The following is a 22,711-nucleotide window of genomic DNA, read 5'->3' as shown; positions in this document are numbered from 1 at the left end:
CTGATCGGGGGTGTTGCCGGGGGTGCGCTGATCGGCTGGGTTCTCGACCGGGTCTTCGGCACATCGCCCCTGCTCCTGATCTCGCTGCTGATCCTTGGAACGGTTGGCGGGTTCTGGAACATCATTCGAGTTTCAACTGGGCGCCCGGGCTGAACAGGTCGGGCGCTTAGCGTTATCAGCCGGCACCGGAGCCGGCGCATGGGGACGAGACGTGGCGGCCGAAAACGGCAAGATCGATCCGATGCACCAGTTCGAGGTGCAGAAGATTTTCGACGGCTTCAACCTGGGTGGCCAGGAGATCGCCTTCACCAACAGCGCGGCCTGGATGCTCGTCACCCTCGCCGCGCTCTGGCTGTTCATGCTCGGCGGGATGAAGCGACAGCTGGTGCCCGGCCGCTGGCAGATGGCGGTGGAAGGCTTCACCGGCTTCATCGAATCGATGCTGCTCACCAACATCGGCCCTGCCGGCCGCAAGTATCTGCCCTACGTCTTCTCGCTGTTCATGTTCATCCTGTTCGCGAACCTGATCGGTATGATGCCGCTCGGCATCGTCGGCCTGCACCCGTTCACGGTGACCAGCCACCTCACCATCACCGGCGTGCTCGCCGTGATGAGCTTCTCGATCGTGCTGATCGTCGGCTTCGCCAAGCACGGCTTCCACTTCTTCAGCCTGTTCATTCCGCACGGCACGCCCAAGCTGATGATCCCGCTCATCTTCGTGATCGAGCTGGCCAGCTTCCTCGTCCGCCCCTTCAGCCTCGGCCTTCGTCTCTTCGTCGCGATGACGGCGGGCCATATCCTGCTGAAGGTGCTCGGCGGCTTCGTGATCAACGGCACCAATGCCGGCGCGGGCTATGCGTTGCTGGTCGGTGTGCCGAGCTTCATCCTGATGGTCGGCATTTCGGTTCTCGAGCTACTCGTCGCCGCCATCCAGGCCTATGTCTTCGCGCTGCTCACGTCGCTTTACCTGAACGACGCCGAAAACCTCCACTGATCAACATCTTCTCGAAAGGACTTCCCATGGATTACGCAACCGCAAAGCTCATCGGCGCCGGCCTGGCCGCGATCGGCGTCGGCCTCGCCGCGCTCGGCGTCGGCAACGTCTTCGGCTCCTTCCTGGAAAGCGCGCTGCGCAATCCGGCCGCCGCCGACAGCCAGCAGGGCCGCCTGTTCATCGGCTTCGCGGCCGCCGAGCTTCTCGGCCTGCTCGCCTTCGTCGTCGCGATGATTGTCCTGTTCGTGGACGTGCGCGGCTAACCAGCCGCACCGCGCTAGGACGGGCTCATGCCTCAAATCAGTCAGATCCCGGAGATCTTCGGGTCGCAGCTGTTCTGGCTGCTGCTGACCTTCGGCCTCATCTACTTCGTCATCGGGCGGGGCATGGTGCCGAAGATCAGCGGCACCGTGCAGGCGCGCGACAAGCGCATCGCCGACGACCTCGCCGCTGCCGAGCGGGCGCGGGCCGAAGCCGACGCGCGCGAGGAAGCCTACCGGGCGCAGACCGAGGCGAACCGGGCCGAGGCGCAGAAGGTGACCCAAGCCGCCAAGCAGGCTTCCGCCCTCGACACCGAGGCCCGGGTCAAGGCGGCCGACGCCGAGACCGGTGAGCGCGTCGCGGCGGCCGAGGCCCGCATCCGCTCGTCAGCCGATGCGGCGATGGCGGAGATCGAGACCGTCGCCGCCGAGGCCGCGCAGGAAATGGTCGCCAAATTGTCCGGCGCCGAGGTCTCGCGCGACCGGGCGGTGCAAGCGGTAAGGATGGCGCTGGCGCATGGCTAAGCAGAACGAAGCTATCGAGCACAGCGCGGAGCCGACGGTGGTCGGCGCGTCGAACCAGATCGAGGGCGGCGCCATTCCGAAGGGCGGTGAGCATGCCGTGACCACCGCCGCGGCGGAGGGTTCGCACGGCACGTCGCACAGCGATCCCAAGGCGCTCGGGCTCGACGCCACGGCCTGGGTGGCGCTAGCGATGCTGGTCGTGCTCGGCATCATGCTGTGGAAGAAGGTGCCGGGCGCGATCGGCCGGGCGCTCGACACCAAGATCGCCGGCATCCGCGAGCAGCTCGACGAGGCCGCGCGACTTCGCGCTGAAGCCGAAGCGCTCAAGGCCGAATATGAGGCCCGCTCGGCCCAGGCCGGGGCCGAGGCGCAGAGCATGCTCGACCGCGCCCGCCACGAGGCCCAGAGCATCGTCGCCCAGGCCCGATCCGACGCCGACGCTCTGGTCGAGCGCCGCGCCCGCATGGCCGAGGACAAGATCGGCGCCGCGGAGCGCACAGCCCTCGCCGAAGTTCGCGCCAAGGCTGCTCGGGCAGCTTCCGCGGCGGCCGCACAGCTCATCGCGGGGTCCCACGACGCCGCCGCGGATCGCGCGATGATCGACCGCACCATAGCTGGGCTCGGTCGCACCCACTGAGCTTCTCCTCCGGCCTCTCGAGTCGAGAGGAGAAGGTGGCGCGGCTGCCCGCGGACTCCTAAGTTCTTGCCGTGACCACGCCGCCGACCGACCGTTTCCACGAAGAACAAGCCACCTACACTGTCCGCGGCTCCGACAAGCCGGACTTGGAGGCGGGCGTGGCCGCGATCCGCAACGTGCTGCGGACGCTGCCGGTCCGCCCCGGCGTCTACCGAATGCTCGATGCGAAGGGCGACGTGCTCTACGTCGGCAAGGCGAGGGCGCTGAAGAACCGGGTCATCAATTACACGCAGGTCACGCGGCTATCGAAGCGGCTCCAGCGGATGGTCGCGCAGACGCGCGACATGCTGATTGTCACCACCAATACGGAGGCCGAGGCGCTGCTGCTCGAGGCGCAGCTGATCAAGCGCTACCGGCCGCCCTACAATGTCCTGCTTCGCGACGACAAAAGCTTCCCGTTCATTCTCTTGCGGGAGGATCATGCCTTTCCCCGCGCCCAACTCCACCGCGGTGTGCGACGCGCCAAGGGGCAATATTACGGCCCGTTCGCCAGCGCCGGCTCGGTTCGCACCACGCTCACCGCGCTTCAGAAGCTGTTCCTGCTTCGCAGCTGCACCGACAGCTTCTTCGCCAATCGCGCGCGGCCGTGCCTGCTTTACCAGATCAAGCGCTGCTCGGCCCCATGCGTCGAGCGTATCGATCAGGCCGGCTATGCCGAGTTGATCGAGGACGCGAAGGACTTCCTCGGCGGGCGCTCGACTCGCGTGCAGGAGCGGCTCGGCCGCTTGATGGCCGAGGCGGCCGAGAACATGGATTTCGAACTCGCCGCCGTTTACCGTGATCGACTGCGGGCGCTCACTTATGTGCAGGGCACGCAGACCATCTATGCCGAAGGGCTTGGGGATGCAGACATCTTCGCGCTCGCCTGCAAGGGGGGCACGATGTGCATCCAGGCCTTCTTCATCCGCGGCGGGCAGAATTGGGGCCATCGCAGCTTCTTTCCGGCTCACACCAACGACGTGCCCGAAGACGAGGTGCTGACTGCCTTCCTCACCCAATTCTATGAGGAAGTGCCCGCGCCCAAGACGATCCTGCTCGATCGCGAACTCGCCGAAGCCGCGCTGCTCGCGGAGGCGTTCAGCGCGCGCGCCGAACGCAGGGTGAGCCTCAGGCTCCCGCAGCGCGGCGACCACGCCAAGATGATCCGTCAGGCCAAGCGCAATGCGGAGGAGGCGCTCGACCGCCGCCTCGCCGAAACCAGCACCCAGCACCAGAATCTGCGTGGCCTGGCCGAGCTGTTCGGCCTTCCCGAGCCGCCGCAGCGGATCGAGGTGTATGACAACAGCCATGTCATGGGCACCAACGCGGTCGGCGCAATGATCGTCGCGGGGCCTGAGGGCTTTCGCAAGAACAGCTACCGCAAGTTCAACATCAAGCGCGAGGAGACCGCGCCTGGCGACGACTTCGCGATGATGCGCGAGGTGCTGAGCCGTCGCTTCGCCCGGCTCGAGAAGGAAGATCCGGACCGTACAAAGGGGGACTGGCCAGATCTCCTGCTGATCGACGGCGGTAAGGGCCAGCTCTCCTCCGTGCTCGAGGTGATGGAGGATGCTGGCGTTCACGACATCCCGGTGGTCGGGATTTCCAAGGGTCCTGACCGCGATGCCGGCCGCGAGGTCTTTCATCTGCCCGGCGGCCGGGAGGCCACGTTGCCGCCCAACAATCCCGTCCTTTTCTATCTGCAGCGCTTGCGCGACGAGGCTCACCGCTTCGCCATTGGCGCCCATCGCCAGAAGCGCGCCAAGAGCATGGCGGCCAGCCCGCTCGACGAAGTCCCCGGCATCGGCCCGAGCCGCAAGCGCGCGTTGCTGATGCATTTCGGCACCGGCAAGGCGGTGAAGGGCGCCGCGCTTGAAGACCTGGAGAAAGCACCCGGCATTTCAAAGGCGATGGCGCGCGGCATTTACGATTATTTTCACCCGCGCGGCTAAGCAGGGGCCGGGTGCAGGCAGCACCTCAGGTGCAATGTGCGGCCGGACAACGACTTGGATTTGAGCTTCGCCATCGAAGACCGGCAGCCGGCGCGTGTCCCTGTTGCCGCCCCGGCTCGCGTCCGCCTTCCGCTTCGCGTCGGCGCGCGCACGCTGCTTACGCTCGAACGCCGGCTTATCCGCGCGCCGCTTCCGCTCGAGCGCAGAGAGTTGCTGCCCGATCTGCCGGCGTTGCCGAACGGGGCTGATGGCTATCTCGTGACGGGGCTACGTGCCGATCTCCAGCTAACGATGCAGGCCCGGCATGCCGGCCTCCAACCCTTCGTCCGCCAGCGTTACCAGCGCCATTTCGCTTCCCTGCAGGACGGCTTCGACAGCTATTTCTCGCATTTTTCCGCCAAGACCCGCTCGACGCTGAAGCGCAAGCTGCGCAAGCTGACGGATCGCTCGGGCGGGCGGCTGGACGTGCGCAGCTATGCGCGTCCCGACCAGGTCGCGGAGTTTTACCGCCATGCCCGCGCAGTCTCGGCCACAACCTATCAGGAGCGGCTGCTCGGCGCCGGGCTGCCGACGGGGGAGGGGGCGCTCGCCTGGATGCGCGATCTTGCGGAGAAAGGCGAGATGCGCGCATGGCTCCTCTTCCTGGACGGCCAGCCGATCAGCTACCTGTTCGCGCCGGCCGAGGGCGACAGACTGATCTACGCCTTTCTCGGCTACCATCCTGCTTATTCCGAGTTGTCGCCGGGGACGGTGCTTCAACTCGAAGCGTTACGCGAGCTGATGGAGGAAGGCCGCTTCCGCTTTTTCGACTTCACCGAAGGCGACGGCCAGCACAAACGCCAGTTCGCAACCGGCTCCGTCGATTGCCTCGATCTGCTCCTGCTCCGGCCCACACCCGTGAATCTCGCGGTCGGCCACAGCCTCACCCTATTCGACGCCGCGGTCGCGCGCTCCAAACGGGGCCTCGCCGCCCTTGGCCTCAGCAAGCTCGCTCGCGCCGCCCGCCGCTGATAGGCGGAGGCGATGCGGATCGAGACGCAGGCGATCATTTGCGCGGTCCGTGCGCATGGCGAGCACGGCGCCGTGGTGCGCGCGCTGACTGCGAGCAACGGCATCCAGGCGGGCTTCGTCCGCGGCGGACGCTCGCGCCGATTGCGGCCGGTGCTGCTTGCCGGGAACCTCGTCCAGGCCGAGTTCCGGGCGCGCACCGACGAGCAGCTCGCCGCGCTCACGCTCGAGCTAGTGCACAGCCGCGCCCCGCTGTTTGCCGAGGCGCTGCCCGCGGCGGCGATCGACTGGGCCACCTCGCTGACTGCCGCCGCGCTGCCCGAAAGCCAGCCTTATCCGCGGCTATACCAGGCGTTGGACGGCTTGCTATCCGCGGTGGAAGCCGCGCCGAGCGCCAAGGGCTGGGCGGCATCCCTGGTGCGCTACGAGCTGCTCATCCTCGCCGAGCTCGGCTTCGGGCTGGACCTGTCCGCCTGCGCCGCGACGGGCGTGACGGAGGGACTCGCCTTCGTCAGCCCGCGCAGCGGCCGGGCGGTGAGCGAAGCGGGAGCTGCGGAATATCGTGATCGGCTGCTGCCACTGCCTCGCTTCCTGAAGGAGGGCGGCGCGGCCGACTGGACCGAGATTTTGGACGGCCTGCGTCTCACCGGCCACTTCCTCGCCCGCGATCTGCCGGTGGCGCGGCAAGCCGACTTGTTCACGTCGCGCGATCGGCTGCTCGACCGGCTGGCCCGGGTGACGCGTTGACGAGGCCGGAGAAAAGCGGAAAGGTCGCGCGCGTGAAATCCTTGTTCCCCCACAGCGCGACCACCCGCGACGTCACAGTGCGCGTGTCCGTCAGCTTCCTCCCCGAACAGTCCGAGCCGATCAAGGGCCGCTGGTTCTGGGCCTACCATGTCCGCATCGAGAATGAAGGGCGCCGCGCCGTCCAGCTGGTCAGCCGCGAATGGTCGATCGCCGATGGCCGGGGCGGCCGCCACGAAGTGGCCGGTGAAGGCGTCGTCGGGGAACAGCCGGTGATCGAGCCCGGCGCGTCGTTCGACTATGTCTCAGGCTGCCCGCTGACCACGCCGACGGGTTACATGGAAGGCCGCTACCACATGGTCAGCGCGGACGGCTCCAGCTTCGCGGTCGCGATTCCGCGCTTCCCGCTGATTGCGCCGGCCGTGACGAGCTAGGCTTAGTTGAGCACCATGTAAGCCGGCCGCTCGACCGTCTTGCGGCCGAGCACCTGGAGCGAGACCAGAGTCTTCAGATCGTCGAGCGTGCCCAGTTGCGCGCCGCAATCCTCGCAATCCAACGCGGTCTCATCCCCGCCCCAGAGCGGGATGCTGAGATTGTCGCCGCGGCAATTGTCGCATCGGATTTCGATAGAAACGGTCATGGGAGGCGCTCCCCGGGTCTCGCGCAATCCGTTCCAAATGCACGAGCGCCCGCAGAGTTGCACCGTTGGTTAACAAAGTTTCGGCGGCTGTTCATTCGCCAATCCTGTTTCAAGCTGCGAGCGGCATCGGCTCAGCTTGCGCCACCCTTTCGGCTTCCGGCAGGGCGCAAGTCGTCGCGTCGGCATCGCTTGCTTGGGGCAAGGCGGCCGGACGCGGGTTCGGGATCAGCCAGCGCAGCAGCGCGACCAGCAGGCCCGCGGCGGCATAGGCTGCAATCGCAACATAAGGATTCCAGAAGAATAGCCCGGCCAGCGTCAGCCTCAGGATGTTCGGGTGGAACGGCAGATCCTCGCTCAGTCCTTCGCAGACGCCGAAGAACGTGTCCGGGCGGGTGAAAAGGTTGGGCTGTCCGGTATCCATCTACTTTTCCTCTTCTCGAGCGGGCGAACAATCGCCCCACGACAGCCACTCAGCACGGAACGTGCCAGAATCAGGAAAGCCCTTGATTCAAGCCGTTTAGCCGCCAAAGGCCTTTTTCATCCCGCGGCAGTGCATAATCAGCCACCAACAATTGGGAAAACCGGCCAACGACGAGCGTCGGAGTCGGTGCGACGAACGCGGGTCGACGAGCTCAAGCGTACAAGAGCTGCGCAGACTCGCCCGCCGGATTGTCCGACCGATACGAACGTCACCCGATCGGCTCGTGTTGAGCGTCCGGCTTGCCAATTCCGACGCGGGAAGGTAAGCGCCACCACACCCTACGACGTAGGTGATCGGATGCGCCCTCAAGAGGTCGCGCGCTGGCCGGCGAAGTTTCGCCCGCCGGCGCTTTTGCGTTTGGGCGCGCATCCGGCGATGAGGAGAAGGCGCCATGTTCGACAGTCTGAGCGATCGCCTGAGCGGCGTCTTCGATCGCCTCCGCGGCCGCGGCGCGCTGACCGAAGCCGATGTCCGTGCGGCGATGCGCGAAGTTCGGATCGCCCTGCTCGAAGCGGACGTGGCGCTGCCGGTGGTGCGCGAGTTCGTCGACAAGGCGACCGAGCGCGCGGTCGGCCAGGAAGTGCTGCGCTCGGTCACTCCCGGCCAGCAGGTCGTCAAGATCGTCAACGACGCGCTGGTCGACATGCTCGGCTCCGAGGTCTCGGAGCTGCAGATCGATGTCAGCCCACCCGCCGTTATCATGATGGTCGGCCTGCAAGGCTCGGGCAAGACCACCACTACGGCCAAGATCGCCAAGCGGCTGACGGAAAAGGGCCGCAAGAAGGTCATGATGGCCTCGCTCGACGTCGCCCGGCCGGCGGCGCAGGAGCAGCTGGCGGTACTCGGCAAGCAGGCGGACGTGGCGACGCTTCCGATCGTGGCGGGCCAGCAGCCGGTGGAGATTGCGCGTCGGGCGCTGCAGTCCGCCAAGCTCCAGGGCTTTGACGTGCTGCTGCTCGATACGGCGGGCCGGCTTCACGTCGACCAGGCGCTGATGGACGAGATGAAGGCGGTCGCCTCCGTCTCGGATCCCGACGAGGTGCTGCTGGTCGTCGATGCGCTAACCGGCCAGGACGCGGTCAACGTCGCCCGCAACTTCTCAGGCCAAGTGGACCTCACCGGCGTCGTGCTGACCCGGATGGACGGCGATGCCCGCGGCGGCGCGGCGCTGTCGATGCGCGCCGTGACCGGCAAGCCGATCAAATTCGCCGGCACCGGCGAGGCGATCGACAAGCTTGAGCCGTTTCATCCGGGACGCGTGGCGGGCCGCATCCTCGGCATGGGTGACGTCGTCGGCCTGGTCGAGCGGGCTGCCGAGACCATCCAGATGGACGAGGCCGAGGCGCTCGCCAAGAAGATGGCGAAGGGGCAGTTCGACTTGAACGACCTTCGCAACCAGCTGATGCAGATGCAGCGCATGGGCGGCCTCGGCGCGCTCGCCAGCATGATGCCCGGCATGAAGAAGATGGCCGGCGTCGCGCAAAAGGCTCAGGACGACAAGACCTTGCTGCACCTCGATGCAATCATCGGATCGATGACGCCGAAGGAGCGCGGCAAGCCCGAACTGCTCAACGCCAAGCGCAAGATCCGCGTCGCCAAGGGCTCGGGCACCACCGTGCAGGATGTGAACCGTCTCCTGAAGATGCACCAGGAGATGGCCAACGCGATGAAGAAGATCCGCAAGATGGGCGGCCTCGGCAAGCTCGGCGCCCTGTTCGGCGGCGGCGGTGGAGGCCTGGGCGGCCTCGGCGGGCTTGGCCTGCCGAGTGGTGGTGGCGCGATGCCGACGAGCGGCGGCCTGCCCGGTCTTCCCGGCGGCAGTGCCCCGTTCAACATGCCGCCGGGTTTCGACAAGTTCATGAAGAAGTGAAGTTCCACCCGTCACCCCGGACTTGATCCGGGGTCCATCTTCTTTCCACGTTAAGGGGAAGGTGGATGCCGGATCAAGTCCGGCATGACGATTGATTAGAACAAGAAAGGAAGACCAAATGGCAGTTTCGATCAGGCTTTCGCGCGGCGGTGCGAAAAAGCGCCCTTATTACAAGATCGTCGTGACCGACGCGCGCAACACCCGCGACGGCAAGTTCATCGAGCGCATTGGCAGCTATAATCCGATGCTGCCCAAGGACAGCCCGGAGCGGATCAAGCTCGACGCCGAGCGCGCCCGCCATTGGATCAGCGTCGGCGCGCAGCCGTCCGACCGTGTCGCCCGCTTCCTCGACCAGGCTGGAGTGAGGGAACGCGCCGCGAGGCTTAACCCGAGTAAGGGCGAGCCGGGCGAAAAGGCCAAGGAGCGCGCCGAGGAGCGTGCCACCCGCCAGGCCGAACTCGACGCGGCGGCGGCCGAGGCGGCTTCTGCCGGTGGCGGCGGTGAGGACGATGCCACTCCGGCCAGCGATGCTCCGAACCAGGGCGACTCCACCGATCAGCCGGCCGAAGGCGCTCCCGACGCGGCTCCGGCGGACGGCGCAGAAAAGGCCGAGTGAACTCGCTTGTCGTTCCGGCTTTCGCGGGAATGGCATCCGAGCCGCCCAGCATGACCGATCGACCCGTCACCCTCGCCGCCATCGCCGGAGCGCATGGCATCGGCGGCGAGGTGCGGCTGAAGCTGTTCGGCGAGAGCGTCGAGGGCATCGCCCGCCAACAGGTCGTGCGGGTCGGCGAACGGCAGCTGACGCTCAAGGCGGTCAAACCCGGTGGCGGCGGCGCGATCGCCCGCTTCGCCGAGATCGCCGACCGCAGCGCGGCCGAAGCGCTCCGAGGCTCCCTCGTCACCGTGCCCCGCTCCGCCCTCCCGCCGCTGGCGGAAGGCGAATATTATCACGCCGACCTGATCGGGCTGCCGTGCGTCGGACTGGAGGGCGAAACGCTCGGCAGCGTGGTCGCGGTCGAGAATTTCGGCGCGGGTGACATCCTCGAAATCGAAAAGCCCGACGGCAAGCGCAGCATGGTTCCGTTCCGTCCAGGCGTTGCGGACCTCGAAAGGGGCAAGATCGAGGTCGATCCCATTTTCCTCGCCTGAGCTTAGCGGCCTGTCGTACCGCGCGGATTGGCGCTGATCAGCGGCTCGGCACGGCGACAAGCCGGTTTCCCTGGGCCGCAAGGGCAATGCGCCCGCCCGGCTGCGGAGTCGGGGTCGATTCTCCGTTGTTGATGGCCCGCCAATATGCCGTGCGCTCGGGCGTCTCCGCGCAGCCTTGAAGGTCCGAAATTATCATCCTGGAGCCGTCCGGGCGAGGCGGCTGGTCTTCGACGTACCCCCACCCGTTGGAGCCGTCGCGGCCGCCGGTCACTCGGCCCCTGCGGACCCTGAGCTCGTAGGATCCGGGCGGGACGGGCTGCCCGTCTATGCTGAGCACCGTCCAGTTCCCATCGGGCGCGGCGCGGGCTCCCGGCGCCTCGCCGCAAGCCGCGAGCGCGAACAGCAGGAGGGGCAGGGCGACCCAGCGCATCTCAGCGCATCGAGTTCCCCCGCAACGCTTCGCGGATGATCGGGCGTTCCTTGGCGAGATCGTTGCGCATCGTCGTCGCGGCGACGCCGCCTTCGCCCATGGCGTGGCTGATCTGGTCGAGGCCTTTCACAACGTCCCCCGCGGCATAGAGGCCGGGAACGTTGGTGCGCTGGTGATCGTCGACGGCGAGCGTGCCGTCGGCCGTGAGCTCCGCGCCGACCTGCCTGGCGAGCTCGACATGGGTGTCGGAGCCAAGCGCGGGATAGATGCTGTCGAAGACATGCTCGCCATAGGGAGTGGCGATGGTGATGCACTTCTCGACGGCGGCGACGGCCTCGCACGGCCCGTCCACGCTCTTGATGCCGAACTGCTCGAGCCTCGCTCTGTCCTCGGCGCTAAGATCGTGGGCGCGGTCGGGCGCGATCAACGTGATGTCCTCGGTGAAGCCGCGGATGAACACCGCCTCGGCAACTCCGTGCGATCCGCTGCCGATCACACCGACGCGCTTGTCCGTGACTTCGTAGCCGTCGCAGACCGGGCAATAACGGATTAGCCCCTGGGCAAGGGCGGCGTCGTGCAACTCCGGGTCCATCGGCGGCTTGCGATTGGTGACACCGGTGGCGAGCAGCACCTTGCGGGCGGTGACGGGACCCGCGCCCCATTCGGCCTGGAAGCCGCCATCGATCAGGTCGAGGCGAGTGACCCTGGCTGTTTCGATCGAAGCGCCATACATCTGCGCCTGCTCGCGCATCTTGGCGAGCAACTCCTTGCCATTGATGCCGCCGGGGTAGCCGGCATGGTTGTGCGAGCAGGGGATCCAGCTCGCCCGGCTGTTGCCGGCGTCGACCACCTTCAAGGAGAGGTGGTAGCGGACAAGGTAGATCGCGGCGGTGAGCCCCGCAGGCCCGCCGCCGATCACGAGGCAGTCATAGTCGAAGTCGGTCATCTTGCGCGCCGACGAACGTCTGGCCTCTAAGTTCCTTGTCGGTCCGGCCTACAATGTATATACGGTCGCACTATACGGAGTGCTTCCATGGCCCGCAAATTCAAGACCAAGACATTCAAGTCCGGCAATTCGGTAGCGGTGCGATTGCCAAAGGCTCTCGGTTTCGTCGAAGGCGATGAACTGGCCATTGTGCCACATGCGGACGGTAGTCTGTCACTATGGAAGGAAAGCCGAAGGCTGGACATATTGATGAGCCTTTACGGCGCTTTTTCACCTGGGTTCATGGCCGACGGGCGAGGCGATGTCGAGCAAGAGGACTACGACTGGAGCCGGGCACCCGAACGCGATCGGGCGGCCTGACGCGTGTACCTGCTCGATACCAATGTGTGCCTCGATTTCGCGCTTGCCCGCAGCGAAGCCGTGCGCAATCGGATCGCTTCCGCGTTCGACCGAGGGCTCGCGATCTCAAGCATCACCCTGGCGGAACTCAGGGTTGGCGCCCGTCACCGGGATGCCGACCCGGAGGACGAGAAACGGCTTGATGTCCTTGTGAGAATCGTTGCCGTCCCGCCATTCGACGAGGCTGCCGCCGAGGCATATGGCCAAGTTGCGCGCCTGATCGGGATCAAGCGTCGCAGCTTCGATCGGCTCATCGCAGCGCATGCACTGGCGCTCGGCTTGATCCTCGTGACGAACAATGAGGTGGATTTTTCCGACGTTCCGGGGCTCCAAGTCGAGAACTGGAGGGCTTGAATGAAAAAGACCGTGCTCGCGCTTGCGATTGTTTGCGCACCTGCCGATGCCATTGGGCAATCGATAGATCCACTTCGCCCGACCATCGACCGCACCTTCGCCGACTGGCAGGCGCAGGTGCATGCGCCGGGGCTGGTCTACGGGATCGTGAAGGACGGCCGGCTCGCTTATGTGAAGGCGAGCGGGGTGCAGGATCTGAGGCAGCGGCGGCCGGCCACCGCCGATACTCTGTTCCGCATCGCTTCCATGTCCAAGGCGTTCACCGCGCTCGCCATCCTGAAGCTCCGGGACGAAGGCCGGCTGCGGCTGGACGAGCCGGCAGAGACCTATGTGCCCGAGCTCAAGGCCTGGCGGTACCCGAGCGCCGATGCGCCGCGGATCACGGTTCGCGACCTGCTCAGCCACACCGGCGGATTCGTCACCGACGATCCGTGGGGCGACCGGCAGCAGCCGATCAGCGAGGCCGAATTTACGCGCATGCTGCGCGGCGGCGTGCCGTTCACGCGGGCGCCGGGCCTCGCCTTCGAATATTCGAACTTCGGCTATGCCTTGCTCGGCCGGATCGTCACCAGCGCCTCCGGGCGGCCGTACAAGGATTATATCGAGCAGACGATCATGCGCCCGCTCGGAATGGCCTCGACCGGCTATGAAGTGACGGACTGGCCCGCGGAGCGGCGCGCGATCGGCTATCGTTGGGAGAATGACGCCCACGCCGAGGAGCCGACCATGCGCCACGGCGAGTTCGGCGCGATGGGTGGGGTTCAGACCAGCGCGAGCGATTATGCCCGCTGGGTCGCCTACCTGCTGTCGGCTTGGCCGGCGCGGGAGGGACCGGAGAGCGGTCCGGTGCGCCGAGCCTCCGTGCGCGAGCTGGCCCAGGGGCTGGGCTTCCCGACCGTCTCGCCGGTTCCGGGCGCGCCGCCGGAGACCTGCCCGATGGCGGTCGGCTACGCCAAGGGCTTCACCGCCGGTCAGCAATGCCAGCTCGGCGCGGTCATGTTCCACGGCGGCGGATACCCGGGCTACGGCTCGTTCCTGCTGCTCCTGCCCGATCACAATGTCGGCATATTCGCGCTCTCGAACCGCACCTATGCGGGGCCGCGGCCGCCCGTCTTTGCGACGGCGCGGGCGCTACACGAGGCCGGGCTGCTGACGGGGCGCGCGCTGCCGGTCACGCCTGCGCTGGCCGAGACATACCGCGCCGCGGGCGCCATGTACCGCGCCGGGCAACTCGCTCCTGGCCGCCGGCAGCTCGCCATGAACTTCCTGATGGATCGCTCGGCAGCCAATTGGGCGCGCGAGTTCGGGCGGCTGAAAGGCGAGGTCGGCGAGTGCCGGACCGATGCGCCGCTGACCGCGACGGGTGCGCTTGCCGGCCGCTTCACCTGGACTTGCGACAAGGGCAGCTTACAGGGCGATCTGCTGCTCGCGCCCACCAACCCGCCGACCATTCAGGCGCTGAGGTTCAATCCGGCGCCCCGCCCCCAGTGACCTGGGCCGCCACGGTTCTGACGCTCTATCCGGAGATGTTCCCAGGGCCGTTGGGCGTGAGCCTCGCGGGGCGCGCGCTCGGGGAGTGCATCTGGTCGATTGAGACCGTTCAGATCCGCGATTTCGCGACCGACAAGCATCGTTCGGTGGACGACACTCCGGCCGGCGGCGGGGCGGGGATGGTGATGCGGGCGGACGTGCTGGCGGCGGCGGTGGACCAGGTGCTGGAGCGGTCTCCGCAAGCGCCGATGCTGGCGATGAGCCCGAGGGGCGAGCCGCTGACCCAGGCGCTGGTGCGCGAGCTTAGCGCCGGGGCGGGCCTGTCGATCCTGTGCGGGCGTTTCGAGGGGATGGACGAGCGGCTGTTCGAGGCGCGCCCGATCCGGCCGGTGTCGATCGGGGACTATGTCCTGTCGGGCGGCGAGACGGCCGCGATCGTGCTGCTCGATGCTTGCGTTCGGCTGCTGCCCGGCGTAATGGGCGCGGCTTCGAGCGGTGAAGAGGAGAGCTTCGAAGCAGGCCTCCTCGAATATCCTCATTATACCCGACCGCAGATGTGGGAAGGGCGCACGATCCCCGAAGTGCTGCGATCGGGGGATCATGCGAAGATCGCCGCCTGGCGACGGGAACGGGCGATCGAAGATACACGGCTAAGGCGGCCGGACCTGATCGAGCGTCATGGGGACGCGCGAAGGCCATCGCCCTCTGGTGCGCAGCGACGTGACAAGGGTTGAAGACCGATGAACCTGATCCAGACGCTCGAGGCCGAGGCCATCGCGCAGTTCGCCGCCACCAAGACCATTCCGGAATTCCGCCCCGGCGACACCCTCCGCGTCGGCGTCCGCGTCGTCGAGGGCGACCGCACCCGCGTCCAGAATTACGAGGGCGTGTGCATCGCCCGCGCCAATCGCGGCCTGGGCAGCTCCTTCACGGTTCGCAAGATCAGCTTCGGCGAGGGCGTCGAGCGCGTCTTCCCGCTTTATTCGCCCAACATCGATTCGATCGAGGTCGTCCGCCGCGGCGCGGTTCGCCGCGCCAAGCTCTATTATCTGCGCGGCCGCACCGGCAAGGCTGCCCGCATCGCGGAGCGCCGCGACACCCGCGTGGCCGCGCAACCCAAGGCCGAGGCGCCGACCGCCACGCCGGCCACCGAGAACGCCGAGGGCTGAACTGCCCTCGATAGCTCCGCACTCCAATCCTTGGCCCGGGTAAGCCCGGGCCGACGTGACTCGGGGCTGTCATCGCTTTAGGACGCAGGCATGCGTTTCCCGTACCTGCTCAGCGTCGCCCTGGCTCTCGCCTCCACCCCCGCCTTCGGCCGAGACCTCACGCTCGAGCGGCTCTTCCAGAGCCCGTCCCTGTCGGGACCGACCCCGCGCTCGCTCAAGATGTCGCCGGACGGCCGGGTCGCGACCTTGCTGCGCAACCGCGCAGAGGATCGCGACCGCTTCGACCTGTGGGCGGTGGATGCGTCGACCGGGCAGGCGCGGATGCTGATCGATTCTCTGAAGCTGGGCAGCGGCGCGGAGGTCTCCGAGGAAGAGAAGATGCGGCGCGAACGGCTCCGCATCGCCGGCACCAAGGGCATCACCGATTACCAGTGGGCGCCGGACGCCCGCTCGATCCTGGTGCCCCTGGACGGCGACCTCTACCTGGCCGGGCTGGATGGCTCGGTGCGGCGCCTGACGCAGACGCCCGCAACCGAGCTCGACGCGCAGGTGTCGGAAGGCGGACGGTTCCTGTCCTTCGTTCGCGACCAGAACCTCCACGTCCTCGATCTCGCGAGCGGCGCCGAGCGCAAGCTCACCACCGACGGCGGTGGCACGCTGAGCTGGGGTGTCGCCGAGTTCGTCGCACAGGAGGAGATAGGCCGGCACAAGGGCCATTGGTGGTCGCCCGACGATCGCTACCTCGCCGTCGCGCGCGTCGACGAGAGCCCGGTTAAGGTCGTCACCCGCGCTGCGATCGGAGCGGAAGGCACGCGGTTGTTTGAACAGCGCTACCCGGTTGCGGGCACGGCGAACGCGCTCGTCGATCTCTATGTGATGAGCCCGGACGGGAGCCGCCGGATCAAGGTCGATCTGGGCTCCGACCCCGACATCTATGTCGCCCGCGTGGACTGGGCGAAGGATGGCAAGTCGCTCCTCGTCCAGCGGCAGAGCCGCGATCAGAAAAAGCTCGAGCTGCTGCGCGTCGATCCCGCGACCGGCAAGGCGACCGCTCTGCTCACCGAAACATCGAAAACCTGGATAAATCTGCACGACAATCTAAAGCCGCTGAAGGACGGGAGCCTGATCTGGGCGTCGGAGCGCACCGGCTTCATGCACCTTTACCGGTGGAAGAAAGGCAAGCTCACCCAGCTCACCCGCGGCAGTTGGGAAGTGAACGAAGTAGAGGGCGTCGACGAGGAGACGGGGCGAGTCTACTTCACCGGAACCGCCGAGAACCCGGACGAGCAACATCTCTACGGAGTCAGCTACGAGAAGCCGGGCGAGCCGGTGCGGCTGACCGAGCCGGGTTGGCACAATGCCGCCGAGATGGACGAACTCGGCACCCGCGCGCTAGTCACGCGCTCCAACCCCGACCAGCCGACCCAGGTCTATCTCGCCGACACAAGCGGGCGGCGGGTCGCCTGGATCGAGGAAAACCGGCTCGGGCCCGAGCACCCTTATGCGCCATACCTAGACAGCCATGTCACGCCGGTCTTCGGAGTGCTTCCCGCGGCCGACGGGACGCCGATCCCCTACAGGATGCTCACTCCCAAGGGCGAACCCGGCAAGCGCCATCCCGTCTTCGTGCAGGTCTATGCCGGCCCGTCAGGAGGCCAGGTGCTGCGCAACTGGACCAGCCCGATCCAGCAATATCTGGTCGATCGCGGCTGGATCGTTTTCTCCGTCGACGGGCGCGGGACGCCGCGTCGGGGCCGCAAGTTCGCGGACGAGCTGTACCTCAAGCTCGGCGGAGTCGAGGTCGCTGACCAGCTTGCCGGCGTCGACTGGTTGAAGAAGCAGGCGTTTGTCGATGCAGAAAAGATCGCGGTCTATGGCTGGTCCTATGGCGGCTATATGGTCGTGAAGCTGCTTGCCGCCGCGCCAGGCGCCTACACGGCCGGCATCGCCGGGGCACCGGTCACCCGCTGGGAGCTGTACGACACGCATTACACCGAGCGCTATCTCGGCAACCCGGCGCTCGATCCAAAGCCTTATGAGGCGGCAAGTGCGCTGACCGGCGCGGAGCGGATTGCCGATCCCTTGCTGCTGATCCACGGGATGGCGGATGACAATGTCGTGTTCGAGAACACCACGGCGCTCGTGGCCAAGCTGCAGGAGACGAAGCGGCCATTCGAGATGATGGTTTATCCGGGCGCGACCCATGCCGTAACGGGGGAGGGGCGCCAGACCCATGTCTGGAGCACGATCGAGCGCTTTCTCGATCGGACGGTGAAGAACCGATCGCAAGCCACTACATCGGGGCAGCAAACGGCCAGGTAGCGGCCGGGCTTTCGGAGACAGCTTCATGGGTTATCGGATGGTCGTGGTCGGCGCGACTGGCAATGTCGGGCGCGAGATGCTGAACATCCTCGCCGAACGCGAATTCCCGGCCGACGAAGTGGCTGCGGTCGCGAGCCCGCGCTCGACGGGCGACATCATCGACTTCGGTGACAGCGGGCGGGAGCTCAAGGTCCAGAACATCGATCATTTCAATTTCAGCGGCTGGGACATGGCCCTGTTCGCGGCTGGATCGGAGGTGTCGAAAGCGCATGCGCCGCGCGCCGCCGCGTCCGGCTGCACGGTGATCGACAACAGCTCTCTCTACCGGATGGATCCGGACGTGCCGCTGATCGTGCCGGAGGTGAACCCGCACGCGATCGACGGCTACCGCCGCAAGAACATCATCGCCAACCCCAATTGCTCGACTGCGCAGATGGTCGTCGCGCTCAAGCCGCTCCACGATTACGCGACGATCAAGCGGGTCGTGGTGTCGACCTACCAATCCGTTTCCGGCGCGGGCAAGGCGGGCATGGACGAGCTGTTCGAGCAGAGCCGCAACATCTTCGTCGGCGACAGCAACGAGCCCACCCATTTCACCAAGCAGATCGCTTTCAACGTCATCCCGCACATCGACGCATTCCTCGACGACGGGTCGACCAAGGAAGAGTGGAAGATGGTGGTCGAGACCAAGAAGATCCTCGATCCCAAGATCAAGGTAACCGCGACCTGCGTGCGTGTGCCCGTATTCGTCGGCCATTCGGAATCGATCAACATCGAGTTCGTCGAGGAAATGTCGGCGAAAAAGGCGCAGCAGATCCTGCGCGAGGCGCCGGGCGTCATGCTGGTCGACAAGCGCGAGGATGGCGGCTACGTGACGCCGGTCGAATGTGTTGGCGAATATGCCACCTACATCAGCCGCGTGCGCGAGGACCCCACCGTCGACAACGGCCTTAACCTGTGGTGCGTCTCCGACAATCTGCGCAAAGGCGCGGCTCTGAACGCTGTGCAGATCGCGGAGCTGCTCGGACGGAAGCACCTGCAGAAGGCGGCTTAAGTGCGGATGCCTGACACGATGACCGGCGGCTGCATGTGCGGCCGTGTCCGCTACACAGCCCAGATCAGCTCCGACGACGCTTATCTCTGCCATTGCCGGATGTGTCAGCGGGCGAGCGGCAATGTGAGCCTAGCGATGAAGACCCTGCGGCAGGATGACGTGCGCTGGGAGCGGGAGCCGGATTACTATCAATCCTCGCCGATCGCGCGGCGGGGCTTCTGTTCGGCCTGCGGGACGTCGCTGACCTTCCAGTATCTGGAAGGCACGGACAAGATGGACCTGATCGTCGGCACGTTCGACGACCCCTCGCGCTTTGTGCCCACCGCGCATTTTGCGGCGGAGAGCATGCACCGTGCCTGGCTCGACACCCGGGGGCTGCCGGAAACCCGCTCCGAGGAATACCGGCCGCTGGTCGACCGCTGGAATAAAGCGGGGGAGTCGCCACCAACGACCTAGCAAGCGCCCCACGCTTTTCCGCCGTTTTTCTGTTCCCTTGAGCCATGCATTGCGCTATGGGCGCCCCCTTCCAACATTGCTGCTGGAAATCGATCCCGTCGAAGCGTCCCTTCGATGGCTCTCATGCGGGAGGGCGCGCAGCGCCCGTTTGCACCGCTTAACTTGAAACAGAGTGAACCGAAAACATGGCTAAGAAAATCACTGGCTATGTGAAGCTTCAGGTGCCCGCGGGCGCCGCGAACCCTTCACCGCCGATCGGCCCCGCGCTCGGACAGCGCGGCGTCAACATCATGGAATTCTGCAAGGCGTTCAACGCCAAGACGACGGAGCTGGAGAAGGGGATGCCGATCCCCACCGTCATCACCGTCTATGCCGACCGGAGCTTTTCGTTCGAGACCAAGACGCCGCCGGCCACCTTCCTGATCAAGAAGGCCGCTGGGCTGAAGTCGGGCTCCAAGGAGCCGGGCAAGGTCGTTGCGGGCCGGGTCAAGCGCTCGCAATTGCGCGAGATCGCCGAGACTAAGATGCAGGATCTGAACGCCAACGATCTCGATGCGGCGACCAAGATCATCGAAGGCTCCGCCCGCGCGATGGGCCTCGAAGTGGTGGAGGGCTGATCCGATGGCAAAGCAGACCAAGAAGCAGAAGGCGCAGGCCGGTTCGGTCGATCGCGAGCGGCTCTATGCCGTCGATGAAGCGATTGCGCTCGCCCGCCAGAACGCCACCGCCAAGTTCGACGAGACGATCGAGCTCGCGCTCAATCTCGGCGTCGATCCGCGCCACGCCGACCAAATGGTCCGCGGCGTCGTGACGCTGCCGGCGGGCACCGGCAAAACCGTCCGCGTCGCCGTGTTCGCACGCGGCGGCAAGGCGGATGAGGCCACAGCGGCCGGCGCCGACGTGGTCGGAGCCGAGGATCTCATGGAAAGCATCCAGGGCGGCAAGATCGACTTCGACCGCGTGATCGCGACGCCCGACATGATGGGCATCGTCGGCCGCCTCGGTAAGGTGCTGGGGCCCAAGGGCCTGATGCCGAACCCGAAGCTCGGCACCGTCACCCCGAACGTCACCGAAGCCGTCAAGGCGGCCAAGGGCGGCCAGGTCGAGTTCCGCGTTGAAAAGGCCGGCATTATCCATTCCGGCATCGGCAAGGCGAGCTTTTCCCCTGAGGATCTGCGCCGCAACTTCGACGCGTTCGTGGATGCCATCGTCCGCGCCAAGCCGGCCGGGGCAAAGGGCAAATATGTCCAGAAGGCCGCGCTGAGCTCCTCGATGGGCCCGGGCGTGAAGGTCGACGTTGCCGAGGTGGCCGCGGTCTGAGGGTCGCCCCCTCCTCGCAAACCTTCGGAAGGGCCGGAGCGCAAGCTCCGGCCCTTTTTCCTTGGGCCGAGCCGCGATTGTCAAGGGCAGTGCAACTCCGCGCCGAATCGGCGGTTGGCCCGGCATGGCGCACGGAGCCGCGCCATCACCAGGTGGCGAGGAGGGCCCAGTGACAATCGAATATCGAGACGAAGAGGATGACGAACGGGGCCGTGACAACGGCCTGCAGCGCGCCCTGATCGGCGTCGCCACGGTTGCCGCAGTTGGCGGCATCGCCTTTCTGGTCACCCGCAAACTGACGGAAAGCTCCGAGCGTGAAGTCATCAGCGACGCGCCGGACTCCACGCTGCGCGGCCCGGCGGGCAGGGACGCGCCTGTCCAGCGGACGGTCACGGTCAACCGGCCTCGCCAGGAGTTGTACGATTTCTGGCGCGGCTTCACCAAGCTTCCCCAGTTCATGGACAATGTCAAAAGCGTCGAGCGGCTCGATGGCGAGCGCACGCGCTGGGTGATCAAGGCGCCGGCCGGGACATCCGTCATACTCGTCAACCGGACCACAGAAGACGTGCCGGGCTCGGTTATCGCGTGGGAATCGGGGCCGGAATCGAGCATCCGCAACAGCGGCCGGATCGAGTTCCTCGACGCGCCTCCCGGACGCGGCACCTATGTCCGCGCCCGGATCTCCTACGATCCGCCCGCCGGACCGATCGGTAAGCTGATCGCGAAGGTGCTGCAGCGCGAACCCGCGGTCCAGGCGCGCCGCGACCTGCGTCGCTTCAAGCAGCTGATGGAGACGGGCGAAGTGACCAGTTCCGCCAGCCCTTCCGGCCGCAAGTCGGAAGAGCCGACCGAGCAATCCCTCTAGGAGTAGCAATCATGCGCGCAGTCACCTGGCACGGCCGCCATGACGTCCGTGTCGACACCGTTCCCGATCCCGAAATCGTCAACCCCCGCGACGCGATCATCAAGATCACCTCGACCGCGATCTGCGGCTCCGATCTCCACCTGTACGACGGCTATATCCCGACGATGCGGGCCGGCGACATCCTCGGCCATGAGAATATGGGGGAGGTGGTCGAGGTCGGCCCCAAGTCGACGCTCAAGAAGGGTCAGCGAGTCGTGATCCCGTTCACCATCTCGTGCGGGAGTTGCTTCCATTGCTCCAAGAAGCAATTCTCCGCCTGCGACAACGCCAATCCGGCGACCACGTCCGACATGTCGGAAACGCTCTACGGTTATCCGATGGGCGGCGCATTCGGCTATGCGCACCTCACCGGTGGCTATGCCGGTGGCCAGGCCGAGTATCTGCGGGTGCCTTATTCCGATGTCGGGCCGGTCGTGATCCCGGACGGGCTCGACGACGACAAGGTGCTGTTCCTGTCCGACATCCTGCCGACCGGCTGGATGGGCGCGGTGAATGCCGAGATCGAGGAGGGCGACACGGTCGCGGTATGGGGCTGCGGTCCCGTCGGCCTGTTCGCGATTCAGTCGGCCTTCGTGCTCGGCGCGCACCGCGTGATCGCGATCGATCATTATCCGCGCCGGCTGGAGCTGGCCAAGCAGATGGGCGCCGAGATCCTCGACTTCACCGAAGTGGACGTCCGCGAGGCCTTGTTCGAGATGACCGGCGGCATCGGGCCGGATGCGTGCGTCGAATGCGCCGGCATGGAAACGCACGGGCTCGGCGTCGACAATCTCGCCGATCACGCCAAGGTATGGCTGAAGCTCGGCACCGACCGCCCCGCCGCCTTCCGCCAGGCGATCCTCGCCTGCCGCAAAGGCGGGCGCGTCTCGGTCCCGGGCGTCTATGGCGGCATGATGGACAAGTTCCCGATCGGCGCCTTCATGGAGAAGGGGCTGACGATGAAGACCGGCCAGACGCATGTGCAAAAATATACCGGCGAGCTGCTCGGCATGATCCAGGAGGGCAAGCTCGATACCACCTGGTTCATCTCGCATCATGCCAGCCTGGAAGACGCGCCGGACATGTACCGGCACTGGCACAACGAACAGAACAGCTACACCAAGATCATCCTCAAGCCCGATCTGCCGAAGGGCGAGGTGAAAGCACGGGAGCAGCAGCATGAGCCAGCGTAAGTTCGCAATCGTCACCGGCGCGTCGAGCGGCATCGGCCTCGAACTCGCCAGGCTCGCCGCGCAGGACGGCTACGATCTCCTGGTCGCCGCCGACACGCCGCTGATCGATGCCTCCAGGGAGTTGCAGGGGCTGAGGGTCGAGGTCCGCAATATCGAGGCCGATCTGTCGACCTTCGATGGCGTCGACCGGATGCTGACGGCGGCGGCGGGCCGGGACATCGACCTGCTGTTCGCCAACGCCGGACACGGCCTGGGGGGCGCCTTCCTCGAGCAGGATCCGGCGAGATGGCGGCACGTGATCGACACCAACGTGACCGGGACCGTCTACCTCGTCCAGAAGGTCGCCCGAGAGATGGTCGCCCGCAACCAGG

Annotated in this window: 29 protein-coding genes; 25 read left to right on the top strand and 4 right to left on the bottom strand. The window is 66.3% G+C overall.

Annotated features, from left to right (window positions below):
* The 9 genes from VF631_RS01900 to apaG all read left to right on the top strand — a co-directional run bounded on the left by VF631_RS01900 (window position 1) and on the right by apaG (window position 6,593).
* On the top strand, window positions 1-153 hold the full coding sequence (locus tag VF631_RS01900) for an AtpZ/AtpI family protein (protein ID WP_431848573.1): 153 nt from the start codon (window positions 1-3) through the stop codon (window positions 151-153).
* A gap of 58 nt (window positions 154-211) precedes the next feature.
* Window positions 212-994 (top strand): F0F1 ATP synthase subunit A, encoded by a 783-nt coding sequence (locus VF631_RS01895; protein WP_431848572.1) that lies wholly within the window; start codon window positions 212-214, stop codon window positions 992-994.
* A gap of 26 nt (window positions 995-1,020) precedes the next feature.
* A complete protein-coding gene (locus VF631_RS01890; RefSeq protein WP_431848571.1) occupies window positions 1,021-1,257 on the top strand; it encodes a F0F1 ATP synthase subunit C in 237 nt (78 codons plus the stop codon).
* Window positions 1,258-1,284: 27 nt separating this feature from the next.
* Window positions 1,285-1,779, top strand: coding sequence for an ATPase (locus VF631_RS01885; RefSeq protein ID WP_431848570.1), 495 nt, complete (start codon window positions 1,285-1,287; stop codon window positions 1,777-1,779).
* Window positions 1,772-2,416, top strand: a complete 645-nt coding sequence (locus tag VF631_RS01880) for a F0F1 ATP synthase subunit B (RefSeq protein ID WP_431848569.1) — start codon at window positions 1,772-1,774, stop codon at window positions 2,414-2,416. Before VF631_RS01885 ends, VF631_RS01880 begins: the two co-directional genes overlap by 8 nt.
* 71 nt (window positions 2,417-2,487) lie before the next feature.
* Window positions 2,488-4,407, top strand: coding sequence for an excinuclease ABC subunit UvrC (gene uvrC, locus VF631_RS01875; RefSeq protein ID WP_431848568.1), 1,920 nt, complete (start codon window positions 2,488-2,490; stop codon window positions 4,405-4,407).
* A 54-nt stretch (window positions 4,408-4,461) separates the two neighbouring features.
* Window positions 4,462-5,418 carry a GNAT family N-acetyltransferase gene (locus VF631_RS01870; protein ID WP_431848567.1) on the top strand — a complete coding sequence of 319 codons (957 nt, stop codon included), beginning with the start codon at window positions 4,462-4,464 and terminating at the stop codon, window positions 5,416-5,418.
* A gap of 12 nt (window positions 5,419-5,430) precedes the next feature.
* A complete protein-coding gene (gene recO / locus VF631_RS01865) occupies window positions 5,431-6,162 on the top strand; it encodes a DNA repair protein RecO (protein ID WP_431848566.1) in 732 nt (243 codons plus the stop codon).
* Window positions 6,163-6,194: 32 nt separating this feature from the next.
* Window positions 6,195-6,593, top strand: coding sequence for a Co2+/Mg2+ efflux protein ApaG (gene apaG, locus VF631_RS01860; RefSeq protein ID WP_431848565.1), 399 nt, complete (start codon window positions 6,195-6,197; stop codon window positions 6,591-6,593).
* Window positions 6,594-6,595: 2 nt separating this feature from the next.
* Here apaG and VF631_RS01855 read toward each other — a convergent pair whose 3' ends face one another.
* Both VF631_RS01855 and VF631_RS01850 read right to left on the bottom strand, forming a co-directional pair.
* Entirely contained in the window at window positions 6,596-6,799 is a 204-nt protein-coding gene (locus VF631_RS01855; protein ID WP_431848564.1) for a hypothetical protein, read from the bottom strand.
* Window positions 6,800-6,908: 109 nt separating this feature from the next.
* The gene (locus VF631_RS01850; protein WP_431848563.1) at window positions 6,909-7,220 is read right to left on the bottom strand and encodes a PspC domain-containing protein; all 312 of its coding nucleotides are present in this window, start codon (window positions 7,218-7,220) and stop codon (window positions 6,909-6,911) included.
* Between the two features lie 451 nt (window positions 7,221-7,671).
* Between VF631_RS01850 and ffh the strand changes: the two genes are divergently transcribed.
* The 3 genes from ffh (at window position 7,672) to rimM (ending at window position 10,302) form a co-directional block, all read left to right on the top strand.
* On the top strand, window positions 7,672-9,150 hold the full coding sequence (ffh, locus tag VF631_RS01845; RefSeq protein ID WP_431848562.1) for a signal recognition particle protein: 1,479 nt from the start codon (window positions 7,672-7,674) through the stop codon (window positions 9,148-9,150).
* A gap of 118 nt (window positions 9,151-9,268) precedes the next feature.
* Window positions 9,269-9,766: a 30S ribosomal protein S16 gene (gene rpsP / locus VF631_RS01840; protein WP_431848561.1), complete on the top strand. Its 498-nt coding sequence runs from the start codon at window positions 9,269-9,271 to the stop codon at window positions 9,764-9,766.
* Window positions 9,767-9,816: 50 nt separating this feature from the next.
* Window positions 9,817-10,302: a ribosome maturation factor RimM gene (gene rimM, locus VF631_RS01835; protein WP_431848560.1), complete on the top strand. Its 486-nt coding sequence runs from the start codon at window positions 9,817-9,819 to the stop codon at window positions 10,300-10,302.
* Between the two features lie 37 nt (window positions 10,303-10,339).
* Here rimM and VF631_RS01830 read toward each other — a convergent pair whose 3' ends face one another.
* Complete coding sequence (locus VF631_RS01830; RefSeq protein WP_431848559.1) at window positions 10,340-10,732, bottom strand: hypothetical protein; 393 nt, start codon at window positions 10,730-10,732, stop codon at window positions 10,340-10,342.
* A gap of 1 nt (window position 10,733) precedes the next feature.
* On the bottom strand, window positions 10,734-11,678 hold the full coding sequence (locus VF631_RS01825; RefSeq protein ID WP_431848558.1) for an NAD(P)/FAD-dependent oxidoreductase: 945 nt from the start codon (window positions 11,676-11,678) through the stop codon (window positions 10,734-10,736).
* 87 nt (window positions 11,679-11,765) lie between these two features.
* Between VF631_RS01825 and VF631_RS01820 the strand changes: the two genes are divergently transcribed.
* From VF631_RS01820 to VF631_RS01760, 13 genes are all read left to right on the top strand, one after another.
* The gene (locus VF631_RS01820; RefSeq protein WP_431848557.1) at window positions 11,766-12,038 is read left to right on the top strand and encodes an AbrB family transcriptional regulator; all 273 of its coding nucleotides are present in this window, start codon (window positions 11,766-11,768) and stop codon (window positions 12,036-12,038) included.
* A gap of 3 nt (window positions 12,039-12,041) precedes the next feature.
* Window positions 12,042-12,431 carry a type II toxin-antitoxin system VapC family toxin gene (locus tag VF631_RS01815; RefSeq protein ID WP_431848556.1) on the top strand — a complete coding sequence of 130 codons (390 nt, stop codon included), beginning with the start codon at window positions 12,042-12,044 and terminating at the stop codon, window positions 12,429-12,431.
* Window positions 12,432-13,922 (top strand): serine hydrolase domain-containing protein, encoded by a 1,491-nt coding sequence (locus VF631_RS01810; RefSeq protein ID WP_431848555.1) that lies wholly within the window; start codon window positions 12,432-12,434, stop codon window positions 13,920-13,922.
* The gene (gene trmD, locus VF631_RS01805; RefSeq protein ID WP_431848554.1) at window positions 13,919-14,656 is read left to right on the top strand and encodes a tRNA (guanosine(37)-N1)-methyltransferase TrmD; all 738 of its coding nucleotides are present in this window, start codon (window positions 13,919-13,921) and stop codon (window positions 14,654-14,656) included. Before VF631_RS01810 ends, trmD begins: the two co-directional genes overlap by 4 nt.
* Before the next feature lie 6 nt (window positions 14,657-14,662).
* Complete coding sequence (rplS, locus tag VF631_RS01800) at window positions 14,663-15,091, top strand: 50S ribosomal protein L19 (protein ID WP_431848553.1); 429 nt, start codon at window positions 14,663-14,665, stop codon at window positions 15,089-15,091.
* A gap of 90 nt (window positions 15,092-15,181) precedes the next feature.
* A complete protein-coding gene (locus VF631_RS01795; protein WP_431848552.1) occupies window positions 15,182-17,413 on the top strand; it encodes a DPP IV N-terminal domain-containing protein in 2,232 nt (743 codons plus the stop codon).
* 25 nt (window positions 17,414-17,438) lie between these two features.
* Window positions 17,439-18,467, top strand: a complete 1,029-nt coding sequence (locus VF631_RS01790) for an aspartate-semialdehyde dehydrogenase (RefSeq protein ID WP_431848551.1) — start codon at window positions 17,439-17,441, stop codon at window positions 18,465-18,467.
* Between the two features lie 6 nt (window positions 18,468-18,473).
* Entirely contained in the window at window positions 18,474-18,923 is a 450-nt protein-coding gene (locus VF631_RS01785) for a GFA family protein (RefSeq protein WP_431848550.1), read from the top strand.
* A 185-nt stretch (window positions 18,924-19,108) separates the two neighbouring features.
* On the top strand, window positions 19,109-19,540 hold the full coding sequence (gene rplK / locus VF631_RS01780) for a 50S ribosomal protein L11 (RefSeq protein ID WP_431848549.1): 432 nt from the start codon (window positions 19,109-19,111) through the stop codon (window positions 19,538-19,540).
* A gap of 4 nt (window positions 19,541-19,544) precedes the next feature.
* On the top strand, window positions 19,545-20,243 hold the full coding sequence (gene rplA / locus VF631_RS01775; protein WP_431848548.1) for a 50S ribosomal protein L1: 699 nt from the start codon (window positions 19,545-19,547) through the stop codon (window positions 20,241-20,243).
* A 169-nt stretch (window positions 20,244-20,412) separates the two neighbouring features.
* Window positions 20,413-21,108 carry an SRPBCC family protein gene (locus VF631_RS01770; RefSeq protein ID WP_431848547.1) on the top strand — a complete coding sequence of 232 codons (696 nt, stop codon included), beginning with the start codon at window positions 20,413-20,415 and terminating at the stop codon, window positions 21,106-21,108.
* Between the two features lie 11 nt (window positions 21,109-21,119).
* Window positions 21,120-22,340, top strand: a complete 1,221-nt coding sequence (locus VF631_RS01765; RefSeq protein WP_431848546.1) for a zinc-dependent alcohol dehydrogenase — start codon at window positions 21,120-21,122, stop codon at window positions 22,338-22,340.
* Window positions 22,327-22,711, top strand: a 385-nt coding sequence (locus tag VF631_RS01760; protein WP_431848545.1) for an SDR family NAD(P)-dependent oxidoreductase, incomplete at its 3' end; no start/stop codon positions are given. The genes VF631_RS01765 and VF631_RS01760, both read left to right, overlap by 14 nt.

It is taken from the genome of Allosphingosinicella sp. (assembly GCF_036387615.1).
Lineage (GTDB): Bacteria > Pseudomonadota > Alphaproteobacteria > Sphingomonadales > Sphingomonadaceae > Allosphingosinicella.
This window is presented reverse-complemented; position numbering and strand designations above follow the sequence as displayed.

Coding starts and splice junctions, on each gene's coding strand:
- VF631_RS01890 (WP_431848571.1), top strand. CDS start 1,021: ATGGATTACGCAACCGCAAAGCTCATCGGCGCCGGCCTGGCCGCGATC.
- VF631_RS01885 (WP_431848570.1), top strand. CDS start 1,285: ATGCCTCAAATCAGTCAGATCCCGGAGATCTTCGGGTCGCAGCTGTTC.
- VF631_RS01880 (WP_431848569.1), top strand. CDS start 1,772: ATGGCTAAGCAGAACGAAGCTATCGAGCACAGCGCGGAGCCGACGGTG.
- recO (WP_431848566.1), top strand. CDS start 5,431: ATGCGGATCGAGACGCAGGCGATCATTTGCGCGGTCCGTGCGCATGGC.
- VF631_RS01855 (WP_431848564.1), bottom strand. CDS start 6,799: ATGACCGTTTCTATCGAAATCCGATGCGACAATTGCCGCGGCGACAAT.
- VF631_RS01850 (WP_431848563.1), bottom strand. CDS start 7,220: ATGGATACCGGACAGCCCAACCTTTTCACCCGCCCGGACACGTTCTTC.
- ffh (WP_431848562.1), top strand. CDS start 7,672: ATGTTCGACAGTCTGAGCGATCGCCTGAGCGGCGTCTTCGATCGCCTC.
- rpsP (WP_431848561.1), top strand. CDS start 9,269: ATGGCAGTTTCGATCAGGCTTTCGCGCGGCGGTGCGAAAAAGCGCCCT.
- rimM (WP_431848560.1), top strand. CDS start 9,817: ATGACCGATCGACCCGTCACCCTCGCCGCCATCGCCGGAGCGCATGGC.
- VF631_RS01830 (WP_431848559.1), bottom strand. CDS start 10,732: ATGCGCTGGGTCGCCCTGCCCCTCCTGCTGTTCGCGCTCGCGGCTTGC.
- VF631_RS01825 (WP_431848558.1), bottom strand. CDS start 11,678: ATGACCGACTTCGACTATGACTGCCTCGTGATCGGCGGCGGGCCTGCG.
- VF631_RS01820 (WP_431848557.1), top strand. CDS start 11,766: ATGGCCCGCAAATTCAAGACCAAGACATTCAAGTCCGGCAATTCGGTA.
- VF631_RS01810 (WP_431848555.1), top strand. CDS start 12,432: ATGAAAAAGACCGTGCTCGCGCTTGCGATTGTTTGCGCACCTGCCGAT.
- rplS (WP_431848553.1), top strand. CDS start 14,663: ATGAACCTGATCCAGACGCTCGAGGCCGAGGCCATCGCGCAGTTCGCC.
- VF631_RS01795 (WP_431848552.1), top strand. CDS start 15,182: ATGCGTTTCCCGTACCTGCTCAGCGTCGCCCTGGCTCTCGCCTCCACC.
- VF631_RS01790 (WP_431848551.1), top strand. CDS start 17,439: ATGGGTTATCGGATGGTCGTGGTCGGCGCGACTGGCAATGTCGGGCGC.
- VF631_RS01785 (WP_431848550.1), top strand. CDS start 18,474: ATGCCTGACACGATGACCGGCGGCTGCATGTGCGGCCGTGTCCGCTAC.
- rplK (WP_431848549.1), top strand. CDS start 19,109: ATGGCTAAGAAAATCACTGGCTATGTGAAGCTTCAGGTGCCCGCGGGC.
- rplA (WP_431848548.1), top strand. CDS start 19,545: ATGGCAAAGCAGACCAAGAAGCAGAAGGCGCAGGCCGGTTCGGTCGAT.
- VF631_RS01765 (WP_431848546.1), top strand. CDS start 21,120: ATGCGCGCAGTCACCTGGCACGGCCGCCATGACGTCCGTGTCGACACC.